We start from the raw sequence: 18,643 nt of genomic DNA on the forward strand, positions 1-18,643 counted from the left end.
CAGGATCAGAAATCCAGGTTGGAAACCGCCAGTGCATTGCTCTCGATGAAGTCCCGGCGAGGTTCGACCGCATCACCCATCAGGGTGTTGAAGATCTGGTCTGCGCCGATGGCGTCTTCGATGGTGACCTTCAGCATGCGCCGCACGCTTGGGTCCATGGTGGTTTCCCACAGCTGATCCGGGTTCATTTCGCCCAGACCTTTGTAGCGCTGGATGGTGTGGCGCTTGGTGCTTTCGGCCATCAGCCAGTCGAGGGCTTCCTTGAACTCGGTAACGGCTTTCTTGCGCTCGCCACGCTGGATGTACGCGCCTTCGTCGAGCAGGGTGCTCAGTTGCGCGCCCAGGGTGACCACGGTTTTGTAGTCGTTGCTGCCGAAGAAGTCGCGGTTGAAGGTGACGTAGTTCGACAGGCCGTGGGAGATCAGTTCGACCTCTGGCAGCCAGACGCCACGTTCACGGTCTTCGCGCAGGCTGGCCTTGTAGACCAGGCCGGACTTCTCGTTGGTACGCAGACGGACTTCGTACTGGGCCAGCCACTCTTGCATCGCTGCGTGGTCGCCAAGGGTTTCGAGGCTGACGGCCGGCAGGTAGATGAAGTGCTCGGTCAGTTCCTGCGGGTACAGGCGCGACAGACGCTTGAGCGTCTTCATCACCATGCGGAAGTCGTTGACCAGACGTTCCAGCGCTTCACCGGAAATGCCCGGGGCTTCTTCGTTCAGGTGCAGGCTCGCATCTTCCAGGGCCGACTGCGTCATGTACTCTTCCATGGCGTCGTCGTCTTTGATGTATTGCTCTTGCTTGCCTTTCTTGACCTTGTACAGCGGTGGCTGGGCGATGTAGATGTAGCCGCGCTCGATCAGCTCCGGCAATTGACGGAAGAAGAAGGTCAGCAGCAGGGTACGGATGTGCGAACCGTCGACGTCAGCATCGGTCATGATGATGATGTTGTGATAGCGCAACTTGTCGATGTTGTACTCTTCGCGACCGATGCCGCAGCCCAGCGCGGTAATCAGCGTGCCCACTTCCTGGGACGAGATCATCTTGTCGAAACGGGCTTTCTCGACGTTGAGGATCTTGCCCTTCAACGGCAGGATCGCCTGGGTCTTGCGGTTACGTCCCTGCTTGGCAGAACCGCCCGCGGAGTCACCCTCCACCAGGTACAGTTCGGACAGCGCCGGATCTTTTTCCTGGCAGTCAGCGAGTTTGCCTGGCAGGCCGGCGATGTCCAGCGCACCTTTGCGGCGGGTCATCTCACGGGCCTTGCGCGCGGCTTCACGGGCACGGGCGGCGTCGATCATCTTGCCGACCACCAGCTTGGCTTCGTTCGGATTTTCCAGAAGGAAATCGGAGAAGTATTTGCCCATCTCCTGCTCGACCGCAGTCTTCACTTCGGAAGACACCAGCTTGTCTTTGGTCTGCGAGCTGAACTTCGGATCCGGTACCTTCACCGAAATGATCGCGGTCAGGCCTTCACGGGCATCGTCACCGGTGGTGGCGACTTTGTGCTTCTTCGCCAGACCTTCCTGCTCGATGTAGTTGTTCAGGTTACGCGTCAGTGCCGAGCGGAAGCCCACCAGGTGGGTGCCGCCGTCGCGCTGCGGAATATTGTTGGTGAAGCACAACAGGTTCTCGTTGAAGCTGTCGTTCCACTGCAGGGCGATTTCCACGCCGATGCCGTCTTCACGCTGAATGTTGAAGTGGAACACCTGATTGACCGCAGTCTTGTTGGTGTTCAAGTACTCAACGAACGCACGCAGGCCGCCTTCGTACTTGAACAGCTCTTCCTTGCCGCTGCGCTCGTCCTTGAGGACGATGCCGACACCGGAGTTGAGGAAGGACAGTTCACGAATGCGCTTGGCGAGGATGTCCCAGCTGAAGTGAATGTTCTTGAAGGTTTCGCTGGAAGCCTTGAAGTGGATCTGGGTACCGGTGGTTTCGCTGTCGCCAACGATGGCCATCGGTGCCTGCGGCACACCGTGGACGTAGGTCTGTTCCCAGATCTTGCCACTGCGGCGAACAGTCAGGACCAGTTCTTCGGACAGCGCGTTCACTACCGAAACACCTACACCGTGCAGACCGCCGGAAACCTTGTAGGAGTTGTCGTCGAACTTACCGCCAGCGTGAAGGACGGTCATGATGACCTCAGCGGCAGAAACGCCTTCCTCTTTATGCACGTCTACCGGGATGCCACGACCGTTGTCTTTAACGGTGATGGACTCGTCCGGGTGGATGATGATGCTGATGTCGTCGCAATGGCCGGCGAGGGCTTCGTCGATCGAGTTGTCGACCACCTCGAACACCATGTGGTGCAGACCGCTGCCATCGTCGGTGTCACCAATGTACATACCGGGACGTTTGCGTACGGCATCCAGGCCTTTCAGCACTTTAATGCTCGTTGAGTCGTACGTATTTTCTTCGCTCAATGCCTTCACTCCCGATGGTCGTGGGTCTGGGTGATACGGCCCTGTTCCACGTGGAACAAAGCGACTGGCGTTTCCGTCTGCCAGCCTTCCCTCAGTAATTCGTGATCTACACAGGTGATGAACACCTGGCAGCGTAAGTCTTCCAGCAAGCGGCACAGCGCGCGACGGTGGCTCTCGTCCAGCTCGGACGGCAAGTCATCCACCAGATAAATACACTGTCCGCGGCGGGCCTGGCTGACCAGGTGCCCTTGGGCAATCCGTAGTGCACAGACCACAAGCTTCTGCTGACCCCGGGACAGGATGTCCGCGGCATTGTGTGCGCCCAATCTGAGACGCAAATCAGCTCGTTGCGGTCCGGCCTGGGTGTGCCCCATCTGCTGGTCCCGCTGCACGGAACCGGCAAGCACGGCGCTCAATTCGCGGTCCTTGTCCCAGCCTCGGTAATAGCTGAGCGTCAAACCCTCGAGCTCAACCAGTTCGCTCAAGGTCTGTTCGAAGACCGGTTTCAAGGCTGTGATGTAAGCGCGGCGGTATTCATCGATTTCAGCGCTGGCCTGGCACAGTTCCCTGTCCCAAACCGCTTGCGAAACGGCGTCAAGTGTACCATGCCGCAGCCAGGAGTTTCTCTGGCGCAGCGCCTTCTGCAAACGCTGCCAAGTGGCCAGGAAACGCGGCTCGACGTGGAACACACCCCAGTCGAGAAACTGCCGGCGAATCTTCGGCGCGCCTTCCAGCAGACGAAAGCTGTCCGGGTTGATCAACTGCAACGGCAGGATCTCCGCCAGCTGCGCAGCGCTACGGGCGTTCTGGCCATCGATGCGAATCTGGAACTCGCCCTGACGGTCGCGAGAAATCCCCAGCGCACTGTGTCCGCCTTCAGCCAGCTCAACCTGACCAAATACAGTACAGGCGAGCTGTTCGTACTGAATGACCGGCAACAGCCGCGTGCTGCGAAACGAACGGGCAAGCCCCAGCAGATGAATGGCTTCCAGAACACTGGTTTTGCCGCTGCCGTTGGCGCCGTAAAGAATATTGATGCGGGGGGAGGGGGAGAAGGTCACCGGGTGCAGATTACGCACCGCGGTGACCGAAACACGACTTAACGACATTCAGGATCAGCTGATTACAGACGCATCGGCATGACAACGTAAGCCGAGTCGTCATTGTCGGACTCTTGCACCAGCGCACTGCTGTTGGAGTCGGACAGGATCAGGCGAACCTGCTCGGTGGTCATCACGCCCAGCACGTCGAGCAGGTAGCTGACGTTGAAACCGATCTCCAGCGAGCCGCCGTTGTACTCAACGCCCACTTCTTCTTCCGCTTCTTCCTGCTCCGGGTTGTTGGCCTGGATCTTCAACTGACCGCTGGCCAGTTGCAGACGGATACCGCGGTACTTCTCGTTGGACAGAATCGCCGTACGGCTGAAGGCTTCACGCAATGCCTGACGATCGCCGAGTACCAGTTTGTCGCCACCTTTCGGCAGGACGCGCTCGTAATCGGGGAATTTACCGTCGACCAGTTTCGAGGTGAAAGTGAACTCGCCCGTGGTGGCGCGGATGTGATGCTGACCAAGGACGATGCTGACATTGCCGTCCGGCTCGGTGAGCAGACGCGCCAGTTCGAGGATACCTTTGCGCGGCACGATCACCTGATGACGATCCGGCTGACCGATATCGGCCTGCATCGAGCACATCGCCAGACGGTGTCCGTCGGTGGCCACGGCGCGGATCACACCAGCGGAAACTTCCAGCAGCATGCCGTTGAGGTAGTAACGCACGTCCTGCTGGGCCATGGCGAAGCTGGTGCGTTCGATCAAGCGACGCAGTTTGCTCTGCTCCAGGCTGCACGTCAGCGAGCCCGGGCCTTCTTCAACAGTCGGGAAGTCGTTGGCCGGCAGGGTCGACAGGGTGAAGCGGCTACGGCCGGCCTTCACCACCAGCTTCTGCTCGTCGACCTTGATGTCGATGAGCGCGTCGTTGGGCAGGCTCTTGCAGATGTCCATCAGTTTGCGCGCCGGCACGGTGATCGAGCCCGTTTCGGCCGGCTCTTCGAGTTGCACACGACCGACCAGCTCGACTTCCAGGTCGGTACCGGTCAGCGACAGTTGCTGGCCTTCGACGACCAACAGCACGTTGGACAGTACCGGCAAGGTCTGTCGGCGCTCGACGACGCCTGCGACCAGTTGCAGGGGTTTCAACAGGGCTTCGCGTTGAATGGTGAAATGCATGGTCTAGTCCCTTGCCTTAATAAGCTGCGCTGGTGTTCATCAAGTGGTCAGTGTACGCAGCAGGTTCTTGTAGTCCTCGCGGATGTCCGCGTCGGATTCCTTAAGTTCGTTGATCTTGCGGCAGGCGTGCAACACGGTGGTGTGGTCGCGGCCGCCAAACACATCGCCGATTTCCGGCAGGCTGTGGTTGGTCAGTTCCTTGGACAATGCCATGGCGACCTGACGCGGACGAGCCACCGAGCGCGAACGCCGCTTGGACAGCAAGTCGGAAATCTTGATCTTGTAATACTCGGCGACGGTGCGCTGAATGTTATCCACAGAGACCAGTTTGTCCTGCAACGCCAGCAAGTCTTTCAGGGATTCGCGGATCAGCTCGATGGTGATGTCGCGGCCCATGAAGTGCGAGTGGGCGATAACCCGTTTCAGCGCACCTTCCAGCTCACGGACGTTGGAGCGGATGCGCTGGGCTATGAAGAACGCGGCATCGTGAGGCAACTCGACTTTGGCCTGATCGGCCTTCTTCATCAGGATCGCCACGCGGGTTTCCAATTCCGGCGGCTCGACGGCAACCGTCAGGCCCCAACCGAAGCGGGATTTGAGGCGTTCTTCAAGGCCTTCGATTTCTTTCGGATAGCGGTCACTGGTGAGAATGACCTGCTGACCACCTTCAAGCAGAGCGTTGAAGGTGTGGAAAAACTCTTCCTGGGAACGCTCCTTGCGAGCGAAGAACTGAATATCGTCGATCAGCAAGGCGTCCACCGACCGGTAGAAACGCTTGAATTCGTTGATGGCGTTCAGTTGCAACGCCTTGACCATGTCGGCCACAAAGCGCTCGGAATGCAGGTACACGACCTTGGCATTCGGATTCTTCTTCAATAGATGGTTGCCCACCGCGTGCATCAAGTGGGTTTTACCCAGGCCGACGCCGCCATAGAGGAACAGCGGGTTGTAACCGTGCTTGGGATTGTCCGCCACCTGCCAGGCCGCCGCACGGGCGAGCTGGTTGGATTTACCTTCAACGAAGTTTTCGAAGGTGAACGTGCGATTCAGGTAACTGGTGTGCTTGAGCGCACCTTCTACCTGCACGGTGCGCTGCTCCGCGCGAACAGGGGCCTGCTGCGAAGCGGCGCCGGCCATCGGGTCGAAGCTGTCGCGGGAAGGTTCTTCGCTGACTTCAGCGGCCTTCTGTGTGGAACGTTTGGCCGGAGCAGGGGCTGGCGTCGGTGCCGGATTGCTCGCTGGCACATTATTGGCCTGCGCCTGAGCAACCTGCGCGGCCGCCAGTGGCGCATTGGGTGCGGCACGAGGTGCCGAGCTGCGTTTGCTGCCTATTAACAAGGACAGCGCCGGCGTCGAGCCATTGCCGTGCTCATCCAGCAGTTCAAGGACGCGGCCCAGGTACTTTTCGTTGACCCAGTCCAACACGAAACGATTCGGTGCGTAAACGCGCAACTCGTCGCCTTCGGCTTCGACCTGTAGTGGACGGATCCAGGTGTTGAATTGTTGGGCAGGCAGCTCTTCGCGCAAAAGCTCCACGCACTGCTGCCAAAGTTCCACTGACACGGATATCCCCTAAGTTGAAAGCCGGTGAGGCAAAAACAAGCGGCCATTGTAGCGGCGAGCGATTCACTTATCCACATGCAGGTAGGTTCGTCACCATCATTTATCAACGCGTTAACGCATTAAAAGGCGACCAACGGCATGTGAATAAGCCCTGTGGATAAATGCCTCTGAGGGCACTGGACAACTGGGGGCTAAACCCGGTGGATAACCAGCCTGTGGATAACAGGCCATTCCACACACAGCTTATCCGATAGCGCAGCACAGGCTGAACACGGTTTTCCACTGTAGTTGTCATTCTCTGTACATCCCGTGGAATAAGGCTTCATGGCAGTTATCCACAGAAGATGGCGTGCCTAGCTTTTACAAGCTTTACAGAAAAGCTTTAAATAATTCCCTTCTTTATTTCTATATCTGGCTAACAGGCGTTCAAGCTAAAAACCTGCCCGGATCTATTTATAAGGAAACGCTGGTTGGAAATTGACCTGAAGGCTTGCTTTCTCTAGAATCCCCGGTCTCTTAAAACGGGGGCCATTCCGGCCCGTTGTGGACGAACCAGGTAACACGACATGAAACGTACTTTCCAACCAAGCACTATCAAACGCGCTCGTACCCACGGTTTCCGTGCTCGCATGGCTACCAAGAACGGCCGCGCAGTCCTGTCGCGTCGTCGCGCCAAAGGTCGTGCGCGTCTGGCAGTTTGATAATCCGGTACTGGAGGTGAGTCAGGACTTCAGTCGGGAAAAGCGTCTGCTTACCCCCCGGCATTTCAAGGCAGTCTTTGACTCCCCTACCGGCAAGGTTCCGGGGAAAAATCTCCTGCTCCTTGCACGCAACAACGATCTTGATCACCCCCGTCTCGGGCTGGTTATCGGGAAAAAGAGCGTAAAGCTCTCCGTTGAGCGCAATCGCCTCAAACGTCTGATGCGCGAATCGTTCCGTCTGCACCAGGATTCACTGGTCGGCTGGGACATCGTTATCGTCGCGCGCAAAGGTTTGGGTGATGTAGAAAACCCCGAATTGATTCAGCATTTCGGCAAACTCTGGAAGCGTCTGGCACGCAACAAGCCCGTTCCGGCAGTCAAAACCGAAACTGTAGGGGTAGACAGTACCGATGCGTAAACTGGCCCTCGTTCCGATCCAGTTTTATCGCTATGCCATTAGTCCTTTAATGGCCAGCCACTGTCGCTTCTACCCCAGTTGTTCCTGCTACGCGTATGAAGCCATTGAAAATCATGGCCTTCTGCGCGGTGGCTGGCTGACCTTTCGTCGTTTAGGTCGCTGTCATCCGTGGAATCCCGGTGGTTATGACCCGGTTCCACCTGTCCCTACCTCCCGTTCTTCTTCGATGGCCGAGTAATCATGGATATCAAACGCACGATCCTGATCGTCGCCCTGGCAATCGTGTCCTACGTCATGGTTCTTAAATGGAACCAGGATTATGGCCAGGCTGCCCTGCCGACTCAGAATGTTGCTTCCAGTACGACTACATCCGGTTTGCCGGACACCGCCACTGGCACAAATGCCGCCAGTGACGATATTCCGCGCGCCGCCAGCGATACCAGCGCACCTGCCGAAACGCCGGTCGCCGCCAGCAAGGATCTGATTCAGGTCAAGACCGATGTGCTCGATCTGGCGATCGATCCACAGGGTGGTGACGTTGCACAACTGACTCTGCCTTTGTATCCGCGTCGTCAGGATCGTCCTGACGTTCCGTTCCAGCTGTTCGATAACGGCGGCGAACGTGTATATCTGGCGCAAAGCGGCCTGATCGGTACCAACGGCCCGGATGCTAACCCGGCCGGTCGTCCGGTTTATTCCTCGGAGAAGAAGGTTTACCAACTGGCTGACGGTCAGGATCAACTCGTCGTTGACCTGAAATTCAGCAAGGACGGCGTCAACTACATCAAGCGTTTCACCCTGAAACGTGGCCTGTACGACGTTGCTGTCTCCTACATTGTGGATAACCAGAGCGCTCAGCCCTGGAACGGCGCAATGTTTGCCCAGTTGAAGCGCGATGCCAGCGCTGATCCTTCGTCGACCACTGCTACTGGCACCGCGACTTACCTGGGCGCTGCCCTGTGGACAAGTTCCGAGCCGTACAAGAAAGTGTCGATGAAGGACATGGACAAGGCGCAGCTCAAGGAAACCGTCACCGGTGGTTGGGTAGCCTGGCTGCAGCACTACTTCGTGACCGCGTGGATTCCGGCCAAGGGCGAGAACAATATCGTCCAAACCCGTAAAGACAGCAAAGGCAACTACATCATCGGTTACACCGGTCCTACTCTGACCGCTGCTCCAGGTGCGAAAGTTGAAACCAGCGCTGTGCTGTACGCCGGTCCGAAAAGCCAGGCTGTACTGAAAGAGTTGTCCCCAGGTCTGGAACTGACCGTCGACTACGGCATTCTGTGGTTCATTGCCCAGCCGATCTTCTGGCTGCTGCAACACATTCACGCCATTGTCGGTAACTGGGGCTGGTCGATCATCTTCCTGACCATGCTGATCAAAGGGATTTTCTTCCCGCTGTCGGCTGCCAGCTACAAATCGATGGCGCGCATGCGTGCCGTGGCTCCGAAACTGGCTGCGCTGAAAGAGCAACATGGCGATGACCGGCAGAAAATGTCGCAAGCCATGATGGAGCTGTACAAGAAAGAGAAGATCAATCCACTGGGCGGCTGCTTGCCGATCCTCGTGCAGATGCCGGTCTTCCTGTCGCTGTACTGGGTTCTGCTGGAAAGCGTGGAAATGCGTCAGGCGCCGTTCATGCTGTGGATCACTGACCTGTCGATCAAGGATCCGTTCTTCATTCTGCCGATCATCATGGGCGCAACCATGTTCATCCAGCAGCAGTTGAACCCGACGCCTCCGGATCCGATGCAGGCGAAGGTCATGAAAATGATGCCAATCATCTTCACCTTCTTCTTCCTGTGGTTCCCGGCGGGTCTGGTGCTGTACTGGGTTGTGAACAACTGCCTGTCGATTGCACAACAGTGGTACATCACGCGTAAGATCGAAGCGGCGACGAAAAAAGCCGAGGCGTAACTTGCACTGTGGATAACACCACTCAAAACGCCCCCTAGTGGGGCGTTTTGCTATCTGCCACTTTTGTCTGGATGCCGCTTTATGAGCACACCCCGTGAAACCATCGCTGCTGTCGCCACTGCTCAAGGGCGCGGCGGTGTGGGCATCGTCCGTATTTCCGGGCCGTTGGCCAGCATGGCGGCAAAAGCCATCAGCGGCCGAGAACTGAAACCGCGTTACGCCCATTACGGGCCGTTTTTCAGTGACGACCGGCAAGTACTGGATGAAGGTCTGGCTTTGTATTTCCCGGGGCCGAACTCGTTCACCGGCGAAGACGTGCTGGAACTCCAAGGTCACGGCGGCCCGATCGTGCTGGACATGTTGCTCAAGCGCTGCCTGGAACTGGGTTGTCGTCTGGCCCGTCCTGGGGAATTCAGCGAGCGCGCCTTCCTCAATGACAAACTCGATCTGGCCCAGGCCGAGGCAATCGCCGATTTGATCGAAGCCAGTTCTGCCCAGGCTGCGCGCAATGCGCTGCGTTCATTGCAGGGTGCGTTTTCCCAGCGTGTGCATAACCTGACCGAGCAACTGATCGGCTTGCGTATCTACGTCGAAGCCGCCATCGACTTCCCGGAAGAGGAGATTGACTTTCTCGCCGACGGCCATGTATTGAGCATGCTCGACAAAGTACGCGAGGAGTTATCCACAGTGATGCGCGAAGCGGGGCAGGGCGCGTTATTGCGTGATGGCATGACGGTGGTGATTGCCGGCCGTCCCAACGCGGGCAAATCCAGCCTGTTGAATGCATTGGCCGGTCGCGAGGCTGCCATCGTTACCGAGATTGCCGGCACCACGCGGGATATCCTGCGCGAGCATATCCACATCGACGGCATGCCGTTACACGTTGTCGATACCGCAGGACTGCGGGACACGGACGATCATGTGGAAAAGATTGGTGTGGAACGGGCCTTGAAAGCCATTGGTGAAGCGGATCGGGTTTTACTGGTGGTGGATGCGACCGCACCAGAGGCACTGGATCCTTTTGCCTTGTGGCCTGAATTCCTCGAGTCTCGACCGGACCCGGCGAAAGTCACGCTGATCCGGAACAAAGCCGATCTGACCGGTGAAGCGGTTTCTCTGGAAACCAGTGACGACGGCCACGTGACCATCAGTCTCAGCGCCAAATCCGCCGAAGGCCTAGACCTGCTGCGGGACCACCTCAAGGCGTGCATGGGTTACGAGCAGACTTCGGAAAGCAGCTTCAGCGCACGTCGCCGGCATCTGGAAGCACTGCGTCACGCCAGCGCGGCACTGGAACATGGCCGCGCGCAACTGACCCTGGCCGGGGCAGGCGAATTGCTCGCCGAAGATCTGCGCCAGGCTCAGCATTCGCTGGGTGAAATTACCGGGGCGTTTAGCTCTGATGATTTGCTCGGAAGGATTTTCTCCAGCTTCTGCATCGGCAAATAAAAGAAGGGGCTGTGGATAATTCATCCGCAGCCCCTTTTTGTTCACCAGTTATAGGACACCGTACCGAGCAAAGTACGATCCTCGCCCCAGTAACAGCGGCCTGCGTCGTTGCATCCCGACACATATTCCTTGTCGAACAGGTTCTTCGCATTCAGATCAACACTCCAGTGTGTGTCGATCTGATATCCAACAGCCGCGTCGACCAATGTAACGTCTCCGGCATCCAGCTTTCCGTATAGAGAAGGCGAAGTGTAGGCAAACGCACTGTCGAAATAGCGCACGCCACCGGCGACATACAAGCCTTTCAAATCACTGTCGAGGAAGCGATATTTCGCCCAGACCGAGGCCTGATTACGCGGCACGCCGGTCATTTGATGGCCTTTGACCAAAGATGTTGCTGCATCCTTGGTGATCTTCGCGTCGGTGTAGGTATAGGCCGCCGTGACATTGAGGTTCTGCGTCAGGTTGCTGTTTAGTTCCAGCTCGACGCCCTTGGCGCGGCTTTCGCCCACCTGGCGATAGGTCGAAGTCGTTGCGTCGAAATAGGTGTCGTCCTTCTTGCGCAGGTCATACACCGAAGCGGTGAACGCGGTGTCCCAGCCGATCGGTTCGTACTTCAAGCCCAATTCGTACTGGCTGCTGGTGATCGGATCAAGCGGCGCTCCGGCGTTGGAAATCTGCTGCACCGGCACGAACGCCGTGGAATAGCTGACATACGGCGTCATGCCGTTGTCGAACTGATACATCACGCCGCCCTGATAGGTGAACTTCTTGTCCTCGGAGCTGATGTTGCTGCCTCGGGCCACCTTGTCGCGGAAGTCACTGTCGACCCAGTCCTGGCGCCCGCCGAGCAGGAACAGCCAGTTGTCGTACTTGCTCTGAATCTGTGCATAAACACCCTTCATCTGCTGCTCGAGCAATGTGTTTTGTACGGCAATCGGCGTGGTCGGATCACGCAGGTAAACCGGGTTGTAGATGTCGATCGGCCCGACAATGCCGGCATTCCAGTCCTGGTTGAACGAGGTGCGATCGTAGCTGGCGCCAAACAGCACGGTGTTTTCCAGATCCCCCGCCTGGAACTTGCCTTCGAGCTGGTTATCCAGCGAATACACCATGGATTTGTTGAAGCGATCGTAGGCGGTCACGTTCAACCGCGTGCCGAAACCGGCGTTGTTCAGATTGCCCGGCCAGGTTTCGTGGCGAGTGATGCGCGACTGCATGTAGCGCGAGTTCTGGCGGAACTGCCAGTCATCGTTGAACGAGTGGCTGAACTCGTAGCCGGTGCTCCAGGTTTCCCGTTCGAAGGTATTCCAGTCCGGGTCACCGAGCATGGTGTCTTTGGATAGCTGGCCGTTGGGGTTGCTCAGCAATGTGCCGGCGGCCGGCAGGCCAAGCTCCATGTTGGTGTGGTCTTTCTGGTAGTTGGCCAGCAGCGTCAGCGTATTGAAATCGTCGAAATTCAGGGTCAGCGAAGGGGCGATATAAATACGGTCGTCAGGCACGTGATCGGTCTGGGTATCGGATTTGCGCCCCAGCATCACCACGCGTCCAAGAACGTTGCCGCTGTCATTGAGCGGGCCGGAGACATCTACGCCGATTTGCCGGCGATTGTTCGAGCCATAGCCCAGTTGCACTTCGCCCTGAGGCGCGGCGGTCGGGCGTTTGCTGACCAGATTGACCAGACCGCCTGGCGCATTTTCGCCATACAGCAGCGAAGACGGGCCACGGAACACCTCGACCCGCTCAAGTCCGTACGGCTCGGTGCTGGTGTCATAGCGATTACCCTGCACGCGCAGTCCGTCGCGCAGCAAACCGTAGCCGTAATCGGTGGCGTTGAAACCACGGATATAGAACAGGTCGCCAGCCAAGCTGTCGCCGGCGGCAAAAGGTGGGGCGAAGATCCCCGGCACGTAGCCGAGTACGTCGGTGAGTGTCTGGGATTTCTGATCCTTGATCCGCTGCCCGGTCACCACTGACACGGAACGCGGTGTTTCCGACAGCGGCGTACTGGTTTTCGTACCGATCCGGCTGTTTTGCGCCTTGTAGCCGACGTCGGCGGCGTAATCGAGATTCATTGGATTGCCCAACTGCGCATTGATGTTGGTCGGCGCCAGTTCCAGGGAGTCACCGTTGGGCACGTTCTGCAGAATGAAACTGCCGGGTGCTTGTGGCACTGCCTGTAAACCCGAGCCTTGCAGCAATTGAGCGAAACCTTGTTCGACGCTGAAGTCGCCGTTCAGCCCGGCACTGCGCAAGCGGCTGGTCTGCTGCGGCGAGAACGACAGAATCACATTGGCGGTAGCGGCGAACTGGCTCAAGGCACTATCCAGCGGGCCGGCGGCAATGGCGAAGCGCTGGGATGTCGACGCCGCGAAGGCGCTGTTGCTGATCACCAGACAGGACGCAGCGCTGGCCATCAATAAGCTGTATGCAATGCAGTGTGGAGAAAAGCGCTGAAGGTGGCGAAGAGCCGCGTTGATCGCGATTACCTGTAGGGCCGGCTCAGGACGCAAAAAGATAACCCCGTTTGCGATTATTTTTCCCAGGCGTTTTTTTGATCAAACGTTGTGGCTGATCGAGACCCAGTAACGACTGAAATAGCGGACGTTGATCGGCAACGAAGCCTTGAGATTGGCCAGCACTGCGTCGGTCGAATCGAGCTGGAAGGTCCCGGAGACCCGCAGATTCCGAGCGCGGCGATCACAGTGCAATACACCGCTGCGATAGCGCCCCAACTCTGTGATGACATCGCCCAGGCGCGCATCGAGAACGATCAACTGGCCGCTGATCCAGGCCACTTCTGATGACTGGAAGGGATGCCTGAGGCCGCTGTGCCGACTGTCGAAATCCGCGCCTTCGCCTGCGTTCAGGATGAGCGCAGCACTGGATGACTGCGCAGGTTGAACGCTGACCCGATCCTCCAGTACGCCGACCCGGGTTGAGTTCCGCATCTGATGCACCGAGAACCGGGTGCCTAATGCATGGATCCGCCCGTCACGGGTTTGCACATAGAACGGCCGCTGATCGCCAAGCTTGCCGGTTTGGACGAGGATTTCACCGGCACGCAGTTGGATCAGGCGTTGTGCTGCATCGAAAGAGACATCAATGGCCGAGTCGGTGTTGAGCTGGACCTGGCTGCCATCGGCCAGGCTGATGGTGCGACGCTGACCTACACCGGTTTTATAGTCGGCCCAGACGTTGCCGAGAGATGTGTGTCGTTGAACGTTCCAGCCAACGAAACCTGTTCCCGCTGCAAGCAACAGCAGTTTGAGTACCTGGCGTCTTTGTTGGCCGCTATTGAGCGCACGTCGTTTCAGATCCTGCGGCAGCGTACCGAGGTGGCGCTGTAATTGTTCCATCTGGTTCCACGCCGCCAGATGCGCCGGATCGCTGTCTATCCACAACTGCCAGGCTTTCTGTTCGGCAGGGCTCGGTGGCTGGGATTGAAACTGCACATACCAGCTGGCGGCAGTTTCGAAGACCTGACGGTCTGCAGCGACGGCCATCATGGTTGCGCCATGATCAGCGCGCATTCAGTCAGGGCGCGAACCATGTGTTTTTTCACTGTGGTCAGCGAAACCTCCAATTGCACAGCGATCTGTTGATAAGTCAGTCCGTCGACTTGCGAAAGCATGAAGATCTGCCGTGTGCGCGTGCCCAATCCGGTCAATGCTTTATCCACAGCAACCAGGGTTTCAATGATCAGCGCTCTGTCTTCTTCGCTGACGGTCGTCGCTTCCGGCCGAGCTGCGAGGGCCTGCAGATAAGCGCTTTCAATGGCCCTGCGTCTATAACGATCAATGACCAGCCCGCGTGCAATGGTCGTCAGGTAATCCCTCGGCTCACGAATATGAGCTGCATTGCGCGCCGCCAGAACTCGCAAAAACGTGTCATGCGCCACATCGGCGGCATCGCAGGCGTTGTGCAGTCTGCCCTTGAGCCAACCATACAGCCACGAATGATGTTGCTCGTAGATTCGCTCGATCGCAGCGGTGTGGGCGGGTAGGGACATGGGAAAAACTGATGAGTTAATGATAATGGCTATTATTAGCCTCTGTTACGTCCTCTCACAATAGCCTTTTTATTTTCCTGCCCTTGGCTTGCCAAGCGTCACCGATCCTTCGCTGGCGCTTTTTTGCGTCCGGAAAAAGCCTTGTTGGCGATTTTCTGTGGATTAAGCCCTGTGAATAACTGCCACTGAGGGCAGTTGATAAATGGGGTTGAAAACTGGATATAACCTGCACTGTGGATAACAACCCCTTTCATCCACAGGCTTAAACCGGTTATCCAATGGCCTCATTGCTACATGAACACAGAGTTTTGAATCTCTGTACATGTTAAAAAATAAGGCCTGTAGCGATGTATCCACAGAAAGGTGGTTCAGTAAGAATAAACATAAAAACAAAGGTTTTATAAATTTCTCTCTTTTTTATTCTTTTAACCTCGAGTTCTCCACAGCTGGTTAAATTTTGTGCAAAGGGTTCTTTAGAAAGGGCGAAGTCCCTATACTTGCCGACCAGGTCCAGAAACCTGAGCTCAACTATTTCCTGAATGACCTACTTAAGCAGGCACGAGGTGCGTGGTGGATTTCCCTTCCCGTTTTGAAGTGATCGTCATCGGCGGCGGTCATGCCGGTACCGAGGCAGCACTGGCGTCAGCACGCATGGGGGCAAAAACCCTGTTGCTGACGCATAACGTGGAAACCCTCGGTGCCATGAGTTGTAACCCGGCCATCGGAGGCATCGGCAAAAGCCACCTGGTCAAGGAAATCGACGCCCTCGGCGGCGCGATGGCCATGGCTACCGATAAGGGCGGCATCCAGTTTCGCGTGTTGAACAGCCGCAAGGGTCCGGCCGTACGGGCCACCCGTGCACAAGCCGACCGGATTCTCTACAAGGCAGCTGTTCGCGAAATCCTGGAAAACCAGCCGAACCTGTGGATATTTCAACAGGCTGCTGACGACCTGATCGTCGAGCAGGAACTAGTCCGTGGTGTGGTTACACAGATGGGGCTGCGTTTCTTCGCCGATTCCGTGGTGTTGACCACCGGTACCTTCCTCGGCGGACTTATCCACATCGGTTTGCAGAATTTCTCCGGCGGTCGCGCCGGTGATCCACCGTCGATTGCTCTGGCCCACCGTCTGCGTGAGTTGCCATTGCGTGTCGGGCGCCTGAAAACCGGTACACCGCCGCGTATTGATGGCAAATCTGTGGATTTCTCGGTGATGACCGAGCAGCCGGGTGACACTCCGATCCCGGTGATGTCGTTCATGGGCAGCAAGGAGCAGCATCCGCGCCAGGTCAGTTGCTGGATTACCCATACCAATGCACGTACCCACGAAATCATCGCGGCGAACCTCGATCGTTCGCCGATGTATTCCGCTGCCGGGGAGATCGAAGGCGTCGGCCCGCGTTATTGCCCGTCGATCGAAGACAAGATTCATCGCTTTGCCGACAAGGAAAGCCATCAGGTGTTCATCGAGCCGGAAGGTCTGACCACCCATGAGCTGTACCCGAACGGGATATCCACAAGCCTGCCGTTCGACGTGCAATTGCAGATCGTGCAATCGATCCGCGGCATGGAAAACGCACACATCGTGCGTCCGGGTTATGCGATCGAGTACGACTACTTCGATCCGCGCGACCTGAAGTACAGCCTGGAAACCAAAGTCATCGGCGGTCTGTTTTTCGCCGGGCAGATCAACGGCACCACCGGTTACGAAGAAGCTGGCGCTCAAGGTCTGCTCGCCGGGGCCAACGCTGCACTGCGCGCGAAGGGCAAAGAAGCCTGGTGTCCGCGCCGCGATGAAGCGTACATCGGCGTTCTGGTCGACGACCTGATCACCCTCGGTACCCAAGAGCCGTACCGCATGTTCACGTCCCGAGCCGAGTACCGCCTGATTCTGCGCGAAGACAACGCCGACCTGCGTCTTACCGAAAAAGGTCGCGAGCTCGGTCTGGTCGATGACGCGCGCTGGGCGGCCTTCTGCAAGAAACGCGAAAGCATCGAGCTTGAAGAACAGCGCCTGAAAAGCACCTGGGTGCGGCCGAACACCCCGCAGGGCGATGCGATTGCCGAGAAATTTGGCACGCCGCTGACTCACGAGTACAACCTGCTCAACCTGTTGAGCCGTCCGGAAATCGATTACGCCGGTCTGGTCGAAGTGACCGGGCAGGGCGCGGAAGATCCACAGGTCGCCGAGCAGGTCGAGATCAAGACCAAGTACGCCGGTTACATCGACCGCCAACAGGACGAAATCGCCCGTCTGCGCGCCAGCGAAGACACGAAATTGCCTGTGGATATCGATTACACCAACATCTCGGGTCTGTCCAAGGAGATCCAGAGCAAGCTCGGCGCCACACGTCCCGAGACTCTGGGCCAGGCTTCGCGGATCCCGGGCGTGACCCCGGCAGCGATTTCGCTGTTGATGATTCATTTGAAAAAACGCGGCGCGGGCCGTCAGTTGGAGCAAAGCGCTTGAGTGCCAAGGTCACTTCGCAACATGCCGAAGAGTTATCCACAGGAGCCCGCGAGCTCGGTGTCAATCTCACAGAAACCCAGCACGCATTGCTGCTGGGTTATCTGGCCCTGTTGATCAAATGGAACCAGGCCTACAACCTGACCGCCGTGCGCGATCCAGACGAAATGGTTTCGCGGCACTTGCTCGACAGTCTCAGCGTGATGTCGTTCATCGAAAACGGTCGCTGGCTCGATGTCGGCAGTGGCGGTGGCATGCCTGGTATTCCGCTGGCAATCCTTTATCCGGACTCGCAAGTGACCTGTCTGGACAGCAACGGCAAGAAAACCCGCTTCCTGACTCAGGTCAAACTGGAGCTGAAGCTGGATAACCTGCAAGTTATCCACAGTCGCGTAGAAGCCTTCCAGCCTGCGCAGCCATTCAACGGGATCATTTCCCGGGCATTCAGCAGCATGGAAAACTTCACCAACTGGACTCGCCACTTGGGCGATGCCGATACACGCTGGCTGGCAATGAAGGGCGTTCATCCGGCCGATGAGCTGGTAGCATTGCCGGCAGATTTCAAACTCGATAGCGAACACGCCCTGGCCGTCCCCGGTTGCCAAGGCCAACGCCATCTGCTGATACTGCGCCGCACGGCATGATTGGGAACACAAGCAAGAATGGCTAAGGTATTCGCGATAGCGAACCAGAAGGGTGGTGTGGGCAAGACCACCACCTGCATCAACCTCGCAGCATCCCTGGTCGCGACCAAGCGCCGGGTGCTGTTGATCGATCTCGATCCACAGGGCAACGCCACCATGGGTAGCGGTGTGGATAAACATGGTCTGGAAAACTCGGTCTACGATCTGCTGATCGGTGAATGCGACCTCGGCCAGGCGATGCACTTCTCCGAGCACGGCGGTTATCAACTGCTGCCGGCCAACCGCGATCTGACCGCGGCCGAAGTGGTGCTGCTGGAAATGCAGATGAAGGAAAGCCGTCTGCGCAGTGCGCTGGCGCCGATCCGGGACAACTACGACTACATTCTGATCGACTGCCCACCGTCGCTGTCGATGCTCACACTCAATGCACTGGTCGCCGCTGATGGGGTGATTATTCCCATGCAGTGCGAATACTTTGCGCTGGAAGGTTTGAGCGACCTTGTGGATAACATCAAGCGCATCGCTGAACTGCTCAATCCGAACCTGAAAGTCGAAGGCCTGCTGCGGACCATGTACGACCCGCGCCTGAGCCTGATGAACGATGTTTCGGCGCAGCTCAAGGAACACTTCGGCGATCAGCTGTACGACACGGTGATCCCGCGCAACATTCGCTTGGCCGAAGCACCGAGCTACGGCATGCCGGCGCTGGCTTACGACAAGCAATCGCGTGGCGCTCTGGCCTATCTGGCTCTGGCGGGCGAGATGGTTCGTCGTCAGCGCAAAAATTCACGCATTGCTGCTGCTCAGCCAACTTAAGGAA

15 protein-coding genes are annotated in these 18,643 nt (G+C 57.5%); 8 read left to right on the top strand and 7 right to left on the bottom strand.

Annotated features, from left to right (window positions below; genetic code table 11):
* Window positions 1-5: 5 nt before the first annotated feature.
* From gyrB to dnaA, 4 genes are read right to left on the bottom strand one after another with little or no spacing between them, the layout of a single operon-like run.
* Window positions 6-2,423, bottom strand: coding sequence for a DNA topoisomerase (ATP-hydrolyzing) subunit B (gene gyrB, locus JWU58_RS00555; protein WP_024014948.1), 2,418 nt, complete (start codon window positions 2,421-2,423; stop codon window positions 6-8).
* 5 nt (window positions 2,424-2,428) lie between these two features.
* A complete protein-coding gene (recF, locus tag JWU58_RS00560; protein ID WP_206421322.1) occupies window positions 2,429-3,532 on the bottom strand; it encodes a DNA replication/repair protein RecF in 1,104 nt (367 codons plus the stop codon).
* A gap of 14 nt (window positions 3,533-3,546) precedes the next feature.
* Complete coding sequence (gene dnaN, locus JWU58_RS00565) at window positions 3,547-4,650, bottom strand: DNA polymerase III subunit beta (RefSeq protein ID WP_016772390.1); 1,104 nt, start codon at window positions 4,648-4,650, stop codon at window positions 3,547-3,549.
* Between the two features lie 39 nt (window positions 4,651-4,689).
* Window positions 4,690-6,213 carry a chromosomal replication initiator protein DnaA gene (gene dnaA / locus JWU58_RS00570; protein ID WP_024014947.1) on the bottom strand — a complete coding sequence of 508 codons (1,524 nt, stop codon included), beginning with the start codon at window positions 6,211-6,213 and terminating at the stop codon, window positions 4,690-4,692.
* Between the two features lie 566 nt (window positions 6,214-6,779).
* Here dnaA and rpmH point away from each other — a divergent pair.
* From rpmH to mnmE, 5 genes are all read left to right on the top strand, one after another.
* Entirely contained in the window at window positions 6,780-6,914 is a 135-nt protein-coding gene (gene rpmH, locus JWU58_RS00575) for a 50S ribosomal protein L34 (protein ID WP_003213577.1), read from the top strand.
* A gap of 16 nt (window positions 6,915-6,930) precedes the next feature.
* Entirely contained in the window at window positions 6,931-7,332 is a 402-nt protein-coding gene (rnpA, locus tag JWU58_RS00580; RefSeq protein ID WP_024014946.1) for a ribonuclease P protein component, read from the top strand.
* The gene (yidD, locus tag JWU58_RS00585) at window positions 7,325-7,570 is read left to right on the top strand and encodes a membrane protein insertion efficiency factor YidD (protein WP_027901580.1); all 246 of its coding nucleotides are present in this window, start codon (window positions 7,325-7,327) and stop codon (window positions 7,568-7,570) included. The genes rnpA and yidD overlap by 8 nt, the downstream gene beginning before the upstream one ends.
* A 2-nt stretch (window positions 7,571-7,572) precedes the next feature.
* Entirely contained in the window at window positions 7,573-9,252 is a 1,680-nt protein-coding gene (gene yidC / locus JWU58_RS00590) for a membrane protein insertase YidC (protein ID WP_071173916.1), read from the top strand.
* Between the two features lie 81 nt (window positions 9,253-9,333).
* The gene (gene mnmE, locus JWU58_RS00595; protein WP_206421323.1) at window positions 9,334-10,701 is read left to right on the top strand and encodes a tRNA uridine-5-carboxymethylaminomethyl(34) synthesis GTPase MnmE; all 1,368 of its coding nucleotides are present in this window, start codon (window positions 9,334-9,336) and stop codon (window positions 10,699-10,701) included.
* A 41-nt stretch (window positions 10,702-10,742) separates the two neighbouring features.
* On the opposite strand, the gene JWU58_RS00600 is transcribed toward mnmE, so the two are convergent.
* The 3 genes from JWU58_RS00600 to JWU58_RS00610 all read right to left on the bottom strand — a co-directional run bounded on the left by JWU58_RS00600 (window position 10,743) and on the right by JWU58_RS00610 (window position 14,713).
* On the bottom strand, window positions 10,743-13,118 hold the full coding sequence (locus JWU58_RS00600; protein WP_206421324.1) for a TonB-dependent siderophore receptor: 2,376 nt from the start codon (window positions 13,116-13,118) through the stop codon (window positions 10,743-10,745).
* A gap of 141 nt (window positions 13,119-13,259) precedes the next feature.
* The gene (locus JWU58_RS00605) at window positions 13,260-14,207 is read right to left on the bottom strand and encodes a FecR domain-containing protein (protein WP_206421325.1); all 948 of its coding nucleotides are present in this window, start codon (window positions 14,205-14,207) and stop codon (window positions 13,260-13,262) included.
* A complete protein-coding gene (locus tag JWU58_RS00610) occupies window positions 14,207-14,713 on the bottom strand; it encodes a sigma-70 family RNA polymerase sigma factor (RefSeq protein WP_125916969.1) in 507 nt (168 codons plus the stop codon). Before JWU58_RS00610 ends, JWU58_RS00605 begins: the two co-directional genes overlap by 1 nt.
* Before the next feature lie 570 nt (window positions 14,714-15,283).
* Here JWU58_RS00610 and mnmG point away from each other — a divergent pair.
* From mnmG to JWU58_RS00625, 3 genes are read left to right on the top strand one after another with little or no spacing between them, the layout of a single operon-like run.
* Window positions 15,284-17,182, top strand: coding sequence for a tRNA uridine-5-carboxymethylaminomethyl(34) synthesis enzyme MnmG (mnmG, locus tag JWU58_RS00615; RefSeq protein ID WP_206421326.1), 1,899 nt, complete (start codon window positions 15,284-15,286; stop codon window positions 17,180-17,182).
* Window positions 17,179-17,823, top strand: a complete 645-nt coding sequence (gene rsmG, locus JWU58_RS00620; RefSeq protein ID WP_123441912.1) for a 16S rRNA (guanine(527)-N(7))-methyltransferase RsmG — start codon at window positions 17,179-17,181, stop codon at window positions 17,821-17,823. The genes mnmG and rsmG overlap by 4 nt, the downstream gene beginning before the upstream one ends.
* Before the next feature lie 18 nt (window positions 17,824-17,841).
* Window positions 17,842-18,639 (top strand): ParA family protein, encoded by a 798-nt coding sequence (locus tag JWU58_RS00625; protein ID WP_016772400.1) that lies wholly within the window; start codon window positions 17,842-17,844, stop codon window positions 18,637-18,639.
* The last annotated feature ends 4 nt before the right edge of the window (window positions 18,640-18,643 follow it).

It is taken from the genome of Pseudomonas atacamensis (assembly GCF_017167965.1).
Taxonomy (GTDB): domain Bacteria; phylum Pseudomonadota; class Gammaproteobacteria; order Pseudomonadales; family Pseudomonadaceae; genus Aquipseudomonas; species Aquipseudomonas atacamensis.